Here is a 14,438-nt window from a genome sequence, read left to right as displayed (position 1 = left end):
TCCTTTTGCATGGCAAAATTTTCATTATAAAAAGTAACAGCAAAGTTATTGAAATTTGGTAAAATAAATTTATGAGCATTTTAGTTATTGACTGTGGTACGTACAGTATCAAATTTATTGAAGGCCGAGTTCAAAAGAAGAAATTCATCATTGAAGAGTTAGAAGAGATTCTACTTGAAGATGTTAGAGGGCCAAATGAAATTGATATCTCTATTCATGAGTTACAACAAAGAATTATTTCTGGATACCTCCAGGATCAAAACTTCCATGGAAGAATTATCACTCAATTACCAAATGAGTTCTTAACAAATCGCTATCTTGATTTGCCAGCAAAGAATAAAAAAGATGCTGAGCTTATGATCCCTTTTCAACTTGAAGAGGATCTTCCTTTTAATATTATTGATACTCACTATATTGTGAATCTCTATAAGAAAATTAATGGCCAATTTTCTGCTATTGTACAAATTGCAGAAAAGAATGTTTTTGCAACATATCGCAATTTCCTACAAGCCTATCATACAGTACCTTCTAACCTAACTTCCGAGTTAAGTGTTTATCAAAGTTTCGTTGAAGAAAAGAAAATCGAATCAAATGTATGTATCTTAGATATCGGTCACGAAACAACTAAGGCGTATCTTGTTTATAATGGAATTATTTATACACACCATATTTCATACGTTGCAGGTGCCGCAATTGATGAGGCGATCTCTAAAACTTATGACATTGGGCCAAGTGAAGCGCGTATCTTCAAGCATGAAAATAGCTTCTTTTTAACAAAGTCTCAGCTTGATAGTGTTACAAAAGAGCAACAAGATTTCGCACTGATGATGCATCAAACATTTAAGGATCTACTGTCACAAATTGATCGTTGGCTTCTAGGCCATCGAGTAAAGACAGGTCAAAGTATTGAGCATATTTACCTTACTGGTGGAAGTGCAAATATTAAAAATATTGATAATTATATTACTGAAAGATTAAAAGTTAGTGTTTCTCAATTTATGTCACCGGGTCTTGAGAAGATGGTATCAACACACGAGTACAATGCCCTCACGCTTGGTTACACAATGGGTGCGACTAATGCTTTCAAAGAACCAGCAAAGAATTTCTTTACTAAAGAATTTGCCTCGGCCCTAAAAGATGGAATCAAACTAGAAAATACAATTTTTTCTTTTTATCGTGTTGCAATTGTTTGTCTCATTATAATTGCAGGCCTTCTCGTTGAATCATTCTATTTCATAAACAATGACATAAAGACAACTAACCGTGAAATAAGACAACTTATTAAAACAAGTGATCTAAATTTAACAAGAAAACAAACTGCTTACTTAAGAAAAAGACCAGAAAGACTTCAAAAGATTGTTGAACGTAAGAACAAGGCAATTAATATCGATTTAGAAGTATTAGAAAGTGTCCCTACTTCAAGTGCACTTAAAAACCTTCACACAGTAACTGAAGCAATTAAAAGAAATACTCAAGTTTCATTAACAAAGTATAGTGGTGACCTCACTAGCGGTTATGCTGAGTTCAACACAAAGACGCAACGAGATCGCGACCAACTCATTAAGGTTCTAAAAAAATTAAATGTTAACGAAGCAAATATAGACGAGTCAAAACAAAGTAGCGTAATCATTAGCTTTAAAGGCAAATAGAATATGAGTGATAAAAGTTTATTTAAAGAAATTGATATTGCAATTGATAAGCAAATTGAAGAAGCAAGATCATCTAACTTCTTTCAATCAACAGCTGATCAATTAAGAGCATTTTCCGAAACAGAACAAAGAATTATCAATCAATTCTTTTCTGCTGTAACTCTTATTATCCCTATTCTACTTTTGGCCGGTGTCTTTATTTTTAGAACGATTCAAAAAAATGAATTAACGACAAGACTGGAGCTTAAAGATTCAATCATTAGTTTTAAGGAAGGAAATGTTCAACTTAAAACTCAAGAAGGTGGAATAATATCTGATGCAAAGATCTATGAAAAGCCGGACTTTGTACAAATGTTAAGTAACTCTCTAACTCGTTTTGATATCGAATCTAATCAAGTCTCTGTTGATGGTTTTAGTCGTTCAAACCTTGGTGGCTCTATTAGTCGAATCGAAACAAATCTTATGATTAACAAATTTACAAATAAGGCCCTCGTAGGTCTACTCAATGAATTACATAGACGCTTCAAAGTAATTATTACAGAAGTAGAATTAGAACGTACGAAAGACACAAAATTTGTCTCAGGTAAGTTTACTTTTGAGTTTTATACGAAGGCCGATTAATGCAAGAAACGATGAGCAAGAACGAAAATAATATACAAGAAGAAACTTATAAGCTTAATAAGAAAACAATATTTCTTATTATTGTCCTTTCCTTCTCTTCAGTCATTATAGGGTTTTTAGCAAACTTCTCTTTTGAAGATAAAATATATGGGCTATTACAAAGTGGCCTAAAAAAGAATCGCCAGTGTCCAATATTCTATAAGAAAGCACAATTAAGTTACTTCTTACCTGGCCTAGAGTTATCAGGGCTTGAAGTTTCTGGACGCTGCTTACGTACACCAGATGCTCTAACGATAAAATCTGCTAACGTTTCACTTGGTCTTCCAAGTGTCGCACCTATTGGAATTAGCTTTTCTTCTAAAATCGATAAAATCAATGGTTTTGATAGTACATTGAATATTAAATCAATTCATAACTTCTCTACTCAGTATCTAAAATTAGAAGAGACAAGAATTAATCTAGAATCACTTAGGCCAATGCTGGGTCCAGTTTCAATCAATGGAAATATCGATATAGAGGCCCTTGTTAGCACTGATTTAAAAGCACTTAAAGATCTCGATATATATCTACGTTCAAAAGACTTAGTTATACCATCACAGATCATTCAAAGTTTTGAAATTCCAACTTTAGCAATTAATAACCTATCTTTAAAAGCATCATCTGATGGTGGACCAATAGAGATAAAAGAGCTTATTCTTGGAACTCAAGACTCACCTATCCGTGCTAAGGCCAGTGGGATTATTGACCTGGATAAAATCAATATTAAAAGATCGAAGTTAGAGATTGAAGCACAAGTTAAGTTCTCTCCAGAATTTATTGAACAATTTGCTATTTTGAATCTTATTTTAGGAAACGGTCAACCAGACGAACAAGGCTTCTATCATATGAGAATTAACGGTACTCTTGGAAACCCTGGAACACCAATTATCGTAAAGCCATAGTCCATAGTTCTAGTTGACTACTAAGACAAATTAGAGCATCTTTAATCGATGCAAACGACGAATAATCTGGATATAAAAAACGCAAGGCAGCATATCGAAGCTGACCTAAAAGAGCTAATAGAAAAACATAGTTATCAAAATTTTTTCCATGAAATTTATGACTATTCTCTTCTTCCTGCTGGTAAGTTATTTCGCCCTCTCCTGGCATATGCAACGGCCATGGACTTTGGTATCAATTTAGACAATAAAGATGCACATAATTCAATTAAGAGCTTCTCGTGCGCATTAGAAATCCATCACACATATACACTTATTCATGATGATATGCCATGCATGGATGACGACCAATATCGTCGCGGTAGACTTTCGACACACGCAAAATTTGGTCAGTGGCAGGCCTTATTGGCCGGAGATGCACTCCACGGATTAAGCTTTAATCTTATTAATAAAATTAAATGTAATAATAAATATGAAATATTAAATTATGCTCACTGGTGTCTAGGAGCAAAAGGACTAATCCTTGGCCAGGCCTTAGACCTTGATCACCAAATGACTGAGAGTTTTGAGAATCTCGTTCTTACGCATAAACTTAAAACGGCTAGACTCATTCAACTGGCCATTGTTGGAGCATATCTCCAAACAGAGAATACGACATTTCAACAGGCCAAAGCACTTCACCGACTAGGTCATCATATGGGAGTTGCATTTCAACTTCTAGATGATTTATGTGAGCTAGAAGATGAGAAACTTAGTGAACATGAATCAGCAGTAAACCCATGGCTTACAAGACAAACTCAATGCTTTAATGAGTTAAAACGTAATTTAGAATATCAAAAACATTTCTTCGAAAAATATGGCTGTGAAAACTTAAGGTTTGTCTATGGACAATACTTAGGGAAGATACTCTCAATAATAGAAAATAGTAAAGAGACGATCATCTCTCATTTATCGCAACTCAAGAATGAAGAGGATGTAGAGACGGCCCAAGCCGCCTCTTTAGATCCAATTATTTCTTTGTTGAATACTTTGACTCTTTAGGTTCAATTCTTTCAGAATGCCACGTGCCTGTTCAAGCTTATCGAGATCAATATCAAAATTTGCCATTTTAGACTTTACAGCTTTAATTGGCTTATTTGATCTTGCTACAACTTTCTTAGGCTTAGTTGCTTTTTCTAGATCAAGCTTTCCATTTAGGACTAGCTTGGCCTTATCAATTGATAATTTATTATCAAAAAGCAATGACTTAATCTTTGCAAGAATTTGGATATCTTTTTGTTCAAATAACTTTTGTCCAGTCGATGAAACAAGGGGTGAAACTTCTTCAAATTCACTTTCCCAGAATCTTAATACATACGGCTTTACACCGACGATCGTACAAACTTCATCTAATTTAAAAAGTGATTTTTGTGGGATACCTAAGTTCTCTAACATTGATTAAAATCCATTGAATTCATTTTCATCATCTTTACTATCATCGTTATTTAAGAAAGAGCTAAGCGCTTGAGGCTTACCTTCCTTAGGAGCAATAGAAGTATCTTCCTTACCCTTTTCATCAATACGATGAGCATAACGTCCAGTGATGTCTTCTTTTAGTACTTGAGATGGTTTGAACGTAAGAACACGTCTAGCAGAAATCTCCATCGCCTCACCTGTCTGAGGGTTTCGCCCCACACGAGATGCCTTATCGCGAATTGAGAAATTTCCAAAACCAGAAATTTTCACCTTTTCACCACGTGCTAAAGTGTCTTTAATTACCTTAAACACTAGATCAACTAGGTCAGAAGCTTCCTTTTTAGAAAACCCTGCTTCCTTGTAAACTCGTTCAACTATATCAGCTTTGGTCAAGCTCATTGCATTCCTCCATGAATCAAAAGAACCTATATATATTAATAGGTTAGCAGAATTATGAATATTTCACAAAAAAAATTTTATGGGAAATATATTTCATTTTAATAACTTAGACATTTTTAGAGTAAAGCGATCATTTCCCTACTTTAAGAATTTCTTAAGTTGTCCTACTAAACAACTATTATGTAATATGTATATATCAACTTCTTCTTGTCAAATTGGCGTATTGACATGAACAATCCCCAGCATAGGTTCCGCACTCTTGCTGGGGATTTTTTTTATTCATTTTCGAGATGATTACTTAGACTTCTTTTTAACGGCCTTTTTCTTTGCCTTCTTCTTTCCAAGCTTTTCTTGATCCTTAGCAATTTTCTTTAGAACCTTCTGCTTCTCTTGATCTTTTTTCTTGATCCAATCAGTCAACTTAGTATCAACATCGTTTAGCTCTTCGATTAACTTCTTGGCAATTAATTTAGGAGACTTTGCGATTTTTGTATACTCGGCCAGCTTCTTCGTTTCATCTTTAACCATGAGCTTACGCTTTTCTACTTCATCTTTTGTCATACGATAAATAGGCATATCTGCAAGGTAATCAGAGTAGACATATTTCTTCTTCTCTAGATACTCAACAAATGACTTTCTGTTTTTTGACTTTGTCGCCTTTTCGTATTCTTTATTCTTAATAAATTTGATGATCTCATTATTTTTTGTAATTGAATCTTTAAGATCTTCACAAAGAAGTTCATATCGACGCTTAACGACCTTAAGTCTTTCTTGCGTAAAGATCTCAATAATCTCTTCAGCACGCTCAAAGATCTTAACTCCTCTTTCAGAAATAAGAGTATAGTTTGGAGATAGTGAAGATGTTACTCCAATTGTGTCAGTAACTTCTTTTAGCGTTACTTCCTGGCCTTTTTTGAAAAGTAATTCAATATTAATTTCGTTATCAACTGATGCATCAACGAAGTCTTTTATAAAACCACTATCGATAAACTTCGTTAAGTGACGATAGATCTTTTTTGCATCATAACCACGTGGCAATTCAGTAATAAAAAACTTTCCGCCTTTTTCTTCGATAGACATATCAAAGGTTAGCTTTCCAGTTTTCTTATCTTCATGAATTGGAAGTGAATAATTGTGCACATAAGGCTTCATCTTACGAGGTTTTCCTTTTTCTACACAATGGATCATCGATCGGATAACATCCTTATGGTGAAAACTTGGAATCATTGAAGAAAAACCAGTTCCAATCCCCTCTGCTCCATTAAGTAGCATAATTGGAAGCTTTGGTAGAAGCCCTACTGGCTCCATTGTTCTCTCATCATAATTAGGAACCATTTCAACTTGGTTCATATCATCAAATAAAAGAATTTCAGAAAACTTTCCTAACTTACACTCAATATACCTTCCGGCCGCTGGATCGGTTTCCATACGTTCTCCGAAGTACCCTTTCTTATCGATAAGAGGGTAATTATTTGAGAACGTATAATCTTGTGCCATGTTAACAATGGCAGATTCAATCGATGCAGGTCCGTGTGGGTGAAGAGTTAGAACTAATCCCGTTGCAGCTGATACTTTTAAAAGCCCCTTTGATTGATTTTTCCAAAGAGTATATAAAATCCTTCTCTGTCCTGGTTTTAGGCCGTCTTGTAGATAAGGGATGGCACGATCCATTAAGGTATAGATCTGATATGTGCGGTATTCATCTCTTACAATATCTTCTAAATTAATAGACTCAAGTGAGTGAAGATAAGTTTCTTGCATTATTTATTTCCTTCCTAATACTTTTTTAATCAAGATAATCAATCATATCTGCTAGGCTTGAGCCCGCTTTTTTACCAACTGCTTTCTTTGCTTTCTTCTTGGCCTTTTTAGCAGTTTTCTTTGCTGCTTTTTTTGCAGTTTTCTTCTTTGCCGTCTTTTTTGCCGTCTTCTTCGCTACTTTCTTTGCTGCTTTTTTGGCAACTTTCTTTGCTGCTTTTTTAGCAGGCTTTTTCTTAGCAGGGGCCTTTTCTTGCTCTTCGATAACTTCAGACATGATCTCAGACTCGGCTTCATCTAATAGAAGGTCCTTTCTTAAGTTTGTGTCTTTACCAAAGCAGATATTTAACATTTCTTTAGCTTTAGCATTATTATCAATTGTTATCTTTGTGTACTCATCTTTTGAGAGAACGTACTTCCAAGCTTCAGGAGACATCTCCCCTAGCCCTTTATTTCGGTGAATCATTTTAATCTTAGCTTCACCTGAATCTCTAAATTGATCTAATTCTTTCTCTGACTCAAAATAAAGTGTCTTCTTATCAGTGATAACCTCAAAAAGAGGTGCCTTTGCAATCTGAATAGCACCCATCTCGAATAACTCCGGCCAAAATTGGTAGAAGAAATTCGTTAAGAGTGTATTAATATGGCCACCATCAACATCTGAGTCGGCCAGGAAGACAATACTAGAATAACGAAGTTTCTTTGGTTCAACTTCTTGACCTAGGGCCAGGCCAATTGAGGCCATAATATCTGAAAATTCTTGGTTATTTAGAATATCTTTAATACCTGCTTGTGCAACGTTCATTGGCTTACCTCGAAGGGCAATCCCTCCTTGATAAAGCTTATTACGAGCAGATCTTAAACCACCAATTGCTGAATCTCCCTCACAAATGAAAAGAGTACAAAGATCGCGCTTCTTTCTCTCGTTGGCATCAAGAAGTTTTTCAACTCTTTGCCTTTTTTGCTTACGGGCCTTCTTAGCGGCTTCTTTTAGAACTTGGTACTTATGACGAGACTTACCTCTTTCAAGAACAACTTCTAGATAGTCCTTATTCTTTCTCATAAATTTATCAATATTCTTACCCATGAATTCTTCAAGGGCCTTTTCAAGATGTGTATCACGTACAAGCTTACGCTTTGTTTGCGACTCAAACCTTGGGTTTGGCATTGTAATACCAAGGACAAAAGTAAGACCTGAGAGAACATCGTTATCAACTAGCTTGATTTTTTCTTTCTTAGCTTGTCTCTCTAACTTATCTTTTATGGCATTGATAAAGATACGACGAACTCGATCATGGTGGAAACCACCATCATAAGTAGGTGTAGAGTTTACAAATGAAATAAACCTTTCACGCTCTTCACTACTTTTATCAATACAGAATGAAAGAGACATGTCGATACGTCCCTTTACCTTTTTCTTCTTTGTATTTACTGTTTCATAAACATATGAATGAACACCAAAGTCATGAGCATTTTCTTCGTCAATACGTTGTGAAAGCTCAAATAGTCCTTTAGTGAAGTGATACTTTTCACCGTTAAAGTAAAAAGCAAGACCTGGATTATTATAAGCAAGGTCGATAATACGCTTTCTTAAAAGGTCCTCATCAATTTTATTATCTTTATAAACTTCCTTGGCAAGAGTAACCTGAATCGATACCCCAGAAGCACCTTTAAACTTTTTAGGCTTTGTTTGTGTTATCTTCAGAGCACCATCGATAAACTTCGTTGTCTGCTCTTTTTTAGAGTTATAGTGTTTAATTGTTACATTGAACTCATCGGCCGTTAAACATGTAGCAGCTGCACCAAGACCATTTTGTCCCAATGTTCTGTGAAGAAAACCTTTTTCGTCAGTTTCTTCATCTTTAAACTTAGAACCTGTTCTAAATTCAGAATAAACCTGTTTAACCTTATCCAGTGGAAAACCGATTCCATTATCTGCAACAGTTACCGTCTTTCCATCTTCACTTAATGAAGTGTGAACCTCTGTAACGTGGCCACGATAATACTCATCGATACAATTATCTAGTAACTCTTCTATTGCTTTAGACTTGGCCTGGTGAAACTTAACTGTCTGAAAATCAACAGATTTATCACCATAGACATAAGTCTCTAAGTCTTCAATATCGTTGGATCCGAAAACGAGAGTGATACGATTTCGACAGTGCCATCTTTGATCTTTACTCTCAATGACTGCGTCTTTCGTCTTCCCTTTTCTTTTAACTGACTCAATGCTGCGTCCCATCCTTAACTTTTCCCCTATCTTAGCTTCGTGCTATAATGTAATCAGTATAAAGAATAAGGGAAACTTAAAGGCCTTGAAAGTTACAACGCGTCAACCATTTATAATTACAGCGCTTTTTTGCCAATTATTAGTATTTTCAAATCAGGCCTATGCCTCTGATTTCAAAGGGATTAACCCTGATATTAAGGAAATATTAGTAGATAAAAAAAGAATTTATCGTAAATCCATCGTAAAGACCGAAGGAAATAAACAAAGTTTAGATTACCAAATATATGGCATCCATCCAAACAAGTGCAAGACTGCACTGCGAAAAATTTCTCGTTATGAGAAATTCAATGAATATATTGATCTGGTTAAATTATCTGGCTATTCAGAGAAGAAAAAACAAATCTATCTCTATCTTGATCACACATTAATGCCATTTCCAATGTCTCTAACTTTTAAGATTCCACGTATTAAAAAACCGGGTGTCTATCCCTTCACTTTTGATAAAGGATTCTTAAAAGGATTACGTGGTGAAATAAATGTTAGACAATTAAGCGATGGACGTTGCCTCTTCTTTTCTAAAAGTTTTTGGAAAGGAGAAAAGTCATCAATACCAGATACACTCTTTGAAATGTTTTCCGAAACTTTAGGAGAGCTAGCAATGCAGAAGCTATTTCGTATTTCCCGCAGATTATAAATAGCGTTTACTATTTATTTCTTCTAAAAATATCTTTTCTCTAACTTGCCAGAATCGTTGCTTCTTACGAGCAATTACAAATTTGGGCTTTCTAAAGAACATACGATCTTGAATAACTTTTTCAATATCATCAACTTTATATTTCAAATCACTACGCTTGAGGTGTTTTTTCACAAAAGCATGATAGAAAGCCATGCGTTGTGACTGAGTATTTAACTGAAAATACTCTTTTAAAGACTCTCCATTTACATCAAAATAACTAACTTCTAGAGATCGTCCTTTCTTACCTTGGTATTGCTTAAAGAACATCTCCTCTACTCGCATTATATGAGCATCTTTAAGCTGCATGGCCTCTTTTAACTTCTTATCTGCATCACGCAACTCATGTTCACAATGGGCACAAATATGAGCACTAATATCATTACTTTGCCCGCAATTATCACAGCTTTTAAAGCGAAAGAGAAAGCCACATTCTTGAACGTCCATTGTTACTTCATCAAGATGTATTCCCTGACATTTTCGGCCGTAATGTTCAGTGATATTTCCCTCACTATCCATTTTTCCCCAGAAGATATTTGCATGCCCACAATCCGGACACATCACTTGAACCTCTTGTGTATCACCACTCGGTTTTACTTCCCCAACTTCTGGTTTGAAAATATCGTGATCCAATCCTGTATAGTCTAAAATTAAGCAGTCTTGCTTGCCTTCAAAAAGTCTTAGGCCCCTTCCAACGATTTGTTGATAGAGACTGATTGACTCTGTTGGACGAAGAATTGCAATAAGATCCACATGAGGGGCATCAAAACCTGTGGTTAGAACAGAGACATTGACCAAGTACTTAATTTCTTGATTTTTAAAATGAGTAATTAATAAGTCTCGATCTTCCTGAGGAGTCTCTCCTGTCACGATAGCACTTTCATTTTCAGGTAAATGAGAAAGAACTTCATTGGCATGTTTTACAGTAGAGGTAAAAAGCATAACGCCACGACGATCTTTTGCTTCTTGTACAATATGTTTCACAATTCCAGGAGTCACTCGAGCGGAATCTTCTAAAATCTTCTCGATTTCTTGAGTTAAAAAGCGTCCACTATCTTCATTTACTTCTAACTTAGAAAAGTCGTAACAAGCAACAGGAGAATCAATCTTAATCGGCCTCGTTAGATAGCCATTTTTAATCATATAACTTAATGGTAGCTCATAGAGGCAAAACTTAAAGAATCGTTCTTCGTTTGTTCGAAGGATTTCATGGTAATGATAATTATAAATCCACCCCATTCCCAAGCGATATGGTGTCGCAGTAAGGCCCAAGAAAAAAACCTTCTCATTGGCCTTCTTTATCTTTTCAAAAACTTGTTGGTATTGAGTTTCTTTCTCAAGAGAGATGCGATGACATTCATCAATAATTATCAAAGAAAAGTCTTTAAAAAATTTATCGTCCGCTCTGGCCACTGATTGAATTGAACCAAAGATTACTTTATCGTTATAATCTTTTCTCTTCATTGAAGCAGAGAAGATCCCCGCTTTTAAATCATAGGATTCATACTTAGCGTGATTTTGCTCCACTAATTCTTTTACATGGGCCAAAACAAGAACACGGCCTCTTGCAATTCTTGCAAGCTCTGCAATCACCAGAGATTTCCCGGCCCCAGTTGGAAGAACAATGAGAGATGGATCCTTGGTTTTTCGAAAGTGTGAAATGACACGCTCTACAGCTTCAACCTGATAATCCCTGAGCTTAAATTTCATGAATTAAGTTTAGCAAAGAAATAAGACGATGCATATTTACAATTGATAGTTACTTTAGTGATTTAATGAAACTCCAGAAATTGAGCTTTTTGATAGCAGACGAGGGACTACACAAGTAATCGTTGTTCCCTTTCCTACTTCACTTAAAACTTTTACTTCACCATACATTTTTGCAAGAAGGTTCTTAGCAATGATCATTCCCTGGCCATATCCCTTTTCACCTAAAGTTCCTTCTATCTGTTGCACAGTTTCAACATTCATTCCTTTTCCATAATCAATAATGCTGAAAGAAAAACAATCTCCTACTTGCTTTACTTCGACATCAATTTCTGAATAAACAGAAGAATATTTGATGGCATTAAAGAAGTAGTTACATAAGATATTATATAAAAAGACTGATTTATTGATTTGAATAATCTCTTCTTCCACATCAATTTTAAAATTCACCTGAATTTGTTTTCTAGTCAATTGCTCTTGATAGATCTCTTCTAATTCATGAACAATGGCAGAAACCTTTTCATAACTATATTCATTTAAGATGTGGTCCTCATCCATTTCATTTTTTAAAGTATTAGCTGAGATGGTTTGAATAATATTAATATGGTTTGTAAGCTTCTTAACTAACTCTAGTTCTTTTGTATTTTCTAGCTTCTTCTCAAGTCTTTGACATAATAGCTGAGAGGCATAAATAGAGTTATTTACATCGTGGCCCATCGCTCTAACTAGAACGGATTTTTCTTTTAAAGATTGATCCAACATCATGTTTAAACGCTTTAACTCTTCGTTTTTTCTGTCTGTTTCATCCTTTAGCTCATTAATTAATTTTAAGTACTTTGATCTTGCACCAAAATGAGCACTTCTAGTACGAATATATAGGAAAAAAGAAGAGAAGATATTACTTCCTAATGCAGGCTTTAAAACTAATTTTAAAGAATTAGATGTAATTTCTTCAAATAAAATAACTGCTGATTTTCTTCCAATGATTACAGGAAAATTGCGATAAACCTCGAGATATACTTTAAAAAATATTGGATCAATTCTTTCTTGAGTTTCATTTATTTGCTCTAATATGATCTTTCGATCTCGAAACTCTACCTTTAACTTTATTCCCTTATATAGATAAGGAAGAACTAGCCTCGATTGAAAACGATATAGGTTCTTATGTGAAATGAAGCTAAAAACGAGATTTTTAAATAATGCGATATCTTCTGAATGAATTCCCTCTATAGCAATGATGCGAACGATTTCTTCATCAGAATAACTCTTGCGTAGCTTTGCGAAGTATTCATTAAGAAAACTTACACTGCTATACTTTTGTTTGTTACCAAAATGTTCTCTGTAGAGCTCGTTGAACTCGTCTCTCTCAATATTGAATTTCTCAAGAGAGCCCATGAGAATATTTGCAACGACACTTGAGATTTGTAAATCGTTCATCATGTGTTCTTATCTACCATATAAGTAAGTATAGACAGTTTGATGTGTAAAACATACACATAAAATAGTGGCACACCAAAGTAAACAAAACAAGTTTATTTTATATATAAAGTATTGAAAACTCAAGATCTAATATAATTATCCCTATGGCCGGCCTTTCCTTACTAAAATAAAATTTATGAATATATCAATGAATATTATTTTAAAAGATGAAATAATGAACTCATCTGTAAACTCATTTTCCATAAATGAGGCCTTTAAGCTTTATATGGATGTATGGAAAAATATATTCACAGAGTATGAGGTATTCCCCTCTGATTCACTATTAAGACAAGATATACATATTTTGCTCTATCACGAAATGAAACCTATTGGATATTGTGCAATGAGCAAGTACGATTATACTTTGTTAGCTTACCGACATCATTCTTTTTTCACTAATATGCCAAATGAAGTATTAGAGACACTTACGCAACTAGAACTTCAAAAAACATGGAGTGTTGAGCTTCTAACTGTCCACCCTAATTTTAGACAAGGCCATTTCGAAATTGATGTTTATGAAGGCCTAAAGCAAGTACTTATGAATATCATTCGTGATCTTCAAGCAGAACATGTGATCGCACCTATTGTAAAAACAAACCAAGCAAGTTTAAAAGGTCGGGTCCATGGTGAAATCATTATTCAAAATATTATATATAAAAGTTTATTTTGTGATTTTTTACATATGAACTACAAAACTGTTCCAGATATAGAAGATGAAAAGCTAGCAAAAGCAATTAATAGCCTCTATCAACCTTTCAAAGAAAAAATTAAGAGTTTATCTGACAAGGAGAAAATTTATGAGCAAGCTAAAAAAGTTAGTTGATAATGAAGTTGCTGAAATGATCGATTTCTTTATGGCAGCGAACTTAGAATCTCGTGAAGTATATGCAAACTGGCTGGCACAAACATATTTTTATACTTCAAGCTCTGAGGATATCCTTCTTTTTTGTGCAGAAAAGAGTAAAAAATCAGATATGGCAAAAAGATGGCTAGAACATGCTGATGAAGAAGCTGGCCATGAGAATTTAGCATTGGGTGATTTAAAACGACTTGGGTTCAAAATAGAAAACTTCATTGAATTTGAAGAAACAAAGCTTTTTTATCAATCACAGTTTTTTCTTGCACAAAAGTATTCTGGAGAAAGTGTCCTTGGATGGGTTCTTATTCTTGAAGCTTTTGCTGCTTCTGTTCCTAAAGAATACATTGATAAGCTCATCTCCATACATGGAAAACCTACTACGCGATTTATGTTTATTCATTCGAACGAAGATGTTGAACATGTAGAAAAAGCATATCAAGCGGTAGAGAAATTAGATAATTTAGATTTAATTATTGAGAATATAAAAATGACAAAAACGAGGTATTTATCAATGTTAAAAAAATGCAATGAAGCTAAAAATATTGGATTTGAAAAAGCAGCATAAAAATACAAGAAACACCTAGGTCATTCTTTCGAGAAAAACACTTAA

General features: G+C 34.5%; 13 protein-coding genes. 7 read left to right on the top strand and 6 right to left on the bottom strand.

What is annotated here, in order from left to right; genetic code table 11:
* The first annotated feature begins 71 nt into the window (after window positions 1-71).
* The 4 genes from pilM to ACMAZI_RS06205 are packed head-to-tail and all read left to right on the top strand — an operon-like array spanning window position 72 to window position 4,249.
* A complete protein-coding gene (pilM, locus tag ACMAZI_RS06220; RefSeq protein WP_412473541.1) occupies window positions 72-1,649 on the top strand; it encodes a pilus assembly protein PilM in 1,578 nt (525 codons plus the stop codon).
* A 3-nt stretch (window positions 1,650-1,652) separates the two neighbouring features.
* A complete protein-coding gene (locus ACMAZI_RS06215; RefSeq protein ID WP_115363588.1) occupies window positions 1,653-2,270 on the top strand; it encodes a hypothetical protein in 618 nt (205 codons plus the stop codon).
* The gene (gspN, locus tag ACMAZI_RS06210; RefSeq protein WP_115363590.1) at window positions 2,270-3,211 is read left to right on the top strand and encodes a type II secretion system protein GspN; all 942 of its coding nucleotides are present in this window, start codon (window positions 2,270-2,272) and stop codon (window positions 3,209-3,211) included. Before ACMAZI_RS06215 ends, gspN begins: the two co-directional genes overlap by 1 nt.
* Window positions 3,212-3,259: 48 nt before the next feature.
* Complete coding sequence (locus ACMAZI_RS06205) at window positions 3,260-4,249, top strand: polyprenyl synthetase family protein (RefSeq protein ID WP_412473542.1); 990 nt, start codon at window positions 3,260-3,262, stop codon at window positions 4,247-4,249.
* On the opposite strand, the gene ACMAZI_RS06200 is transcribed toward ACMAZI_RS06205, so the two are convergent.
* The 4 genes from ACMAZI_RS06200 to ACMAZI_RS06185 all read right to left on the bottom strand — a co-directional run bounded on the left by ACMAZI_RS06200 (window position 4,208) and on the right by ACMAZI_RS06185 (window position 9,062).
* Window positions 4,208-4,642: a MerR family transcriptional regulator gene (locus tag ACMAZI_RS06200; RefSeq protein ID WP_412473543.1), complete on the bottom strand. Its 435-nt coding sequence runs from the start codon at window positions 4,640-4,642 to the stop codon at window positions 4,208-4,210. The two genes, ACMAZI_RS06205 and ACMAZI_RS06200, sit on opposite strands and share 42 nt — an antisense overlap.
* 3 nt (window positions 4,643-4,645) lie before the next feature.
* The gene (locus ACMAZI_RS06195) at window positions 4,646-5,056 is read right to left on the bottom strand and encodes an integration host factor subunit alpha (RefSeq protein WP_115363751.1); all 411 of its coding nucleotides are present in this window, start codon (window positions 5,054-5,056) and stop codon (window positions 4,646-4,648) included.
* Window positions 5,057-5,356: 300 nt separating this feature from the next.
* Window positions 5,357-6,823 (bottom strand): DNA gyrase subunit A, encoded by a 1,467-nt coding sequence (locus ACMAZI_RS06190; protein WP_115363596.1) that lies wholly within the window; start codon window positions 6,821-6,823, stop codon window positions 5,357-5,359.
* Between the two features lie 25 nt (window positions 6,824-6,848).
* Window positions 6,849-9,062: a toprim domain-containing protein gene (locus ACMAZI_RS06185; RefSeq protein ID WP_412473544.1), complete on the bottom strand. Its 2,214-nt coding sequence runs from the start codon at window positions 9,060-9,062 to the stop codon at window positions 6,849-6,851.
* A gap of 73 nt (window positions 9,063-9,135) precedes the next feature.
* On the opposite strand from ACMAZI_RS06185, the gene ACMAZI_RS06180 reads away from it, so the two are divergent.
* On the top strand, window positions 9,136-9,744 hold the full coding sequence (locus tag ACMAZI_RS06180) for a hypothetical protein (RefSeq protein WP_412473545.1): 609 nt from the start codon (window positions 9,136-9,138) through the stop codon (window positions 9,742-9,744).
* Here the strand turns inward: ACMAZI_RS06180 and ACMAZI_RS06175 are convergent.
* Together ACMAZI_RS06175 and ACMAZI_RS06170 are read right to left on the bottom strand one after the other, a co-directional pair.
* The gene (locus ACMAZI_RS06175) at window positions 9,739-11,493 is read right to left on the bottom strand and encodes a DEAD/DEAH box helicase family protein (RefSeq protein ID WP_412473546.1); all 1,755 of its coding nucleotides are present in this window, start codon (window positions 11,491-11,493) and stop codon (window positions 9,739-9,741) included. The two genes, ACMAZI_RS06180 and ACMAZI_RS06175, sit on opposite strands and share 6 nt — an antisense overlap.
* A gap of 54 nt (window positions 11,494-11,547) precedes the next feature.
* Window positions 11,548-12,930, bottom strand: coding sequence for a HAMP domain-containing sensor histidine kinase (locus ACMAZI_RS06170; RefSeq protein ID WP_334678301.1), 1,383 nt, complete (start codon window positions 12,928-12,930; stop codon window positions 11,548-11,550).
* 187 nt (window positions 12,931-13,117) lie between these two features.
* On the opposite strand from ACMAZI_RS06170, the gene ACMAZI_RS06165 reads away from it, so the two are divergent.
* Window positions 13,118-13,792 (top strand): hypothetical protein, encoded by a 675-nt coding sequence (locus ACMAZI_RS06165; protein ID WP_412475115.1) that lies wholly within the window; start codon window positions 13,118-13,120, stop codon window positions 13,790-13,792.
* Window positions 13,767-14,393, top strand: coding sequence for an iron-containing redox enzyme family protein (locus ACMAZI_RS06160; RefSeq protein ID WP_120405101.1), 627 nt, complete (start codon window positions 13,767-13,769; stop codon window positions 14,391-14,393). Before ACMAZI_RS06165 ends, ACMAZI_RS06160 begins: the two co-directional genes overlap by 26 nt.
* Window positions 14,394-14,438 lie beyond the last annotated feature (45 nt).

Origin of the sequence: Halobacteriovorax sp. YZS-3-1, from assembly GCF_047084945.1 — a bacterium.
GTDB classification, from domain to species: Bacteria; Bdellovibrionota; Bacteriovoracia; order Bacteriovoracales; family Bacteriovoracaceae; genus Halobacteriovorax_A; species Halobacteriovorax_A vibrionivorans.
The sequence above is the reverse complement of the archived record's forward strand: the minus strand, read 5'-3'. Positions and strand labels throughout refer to the sequence as shown.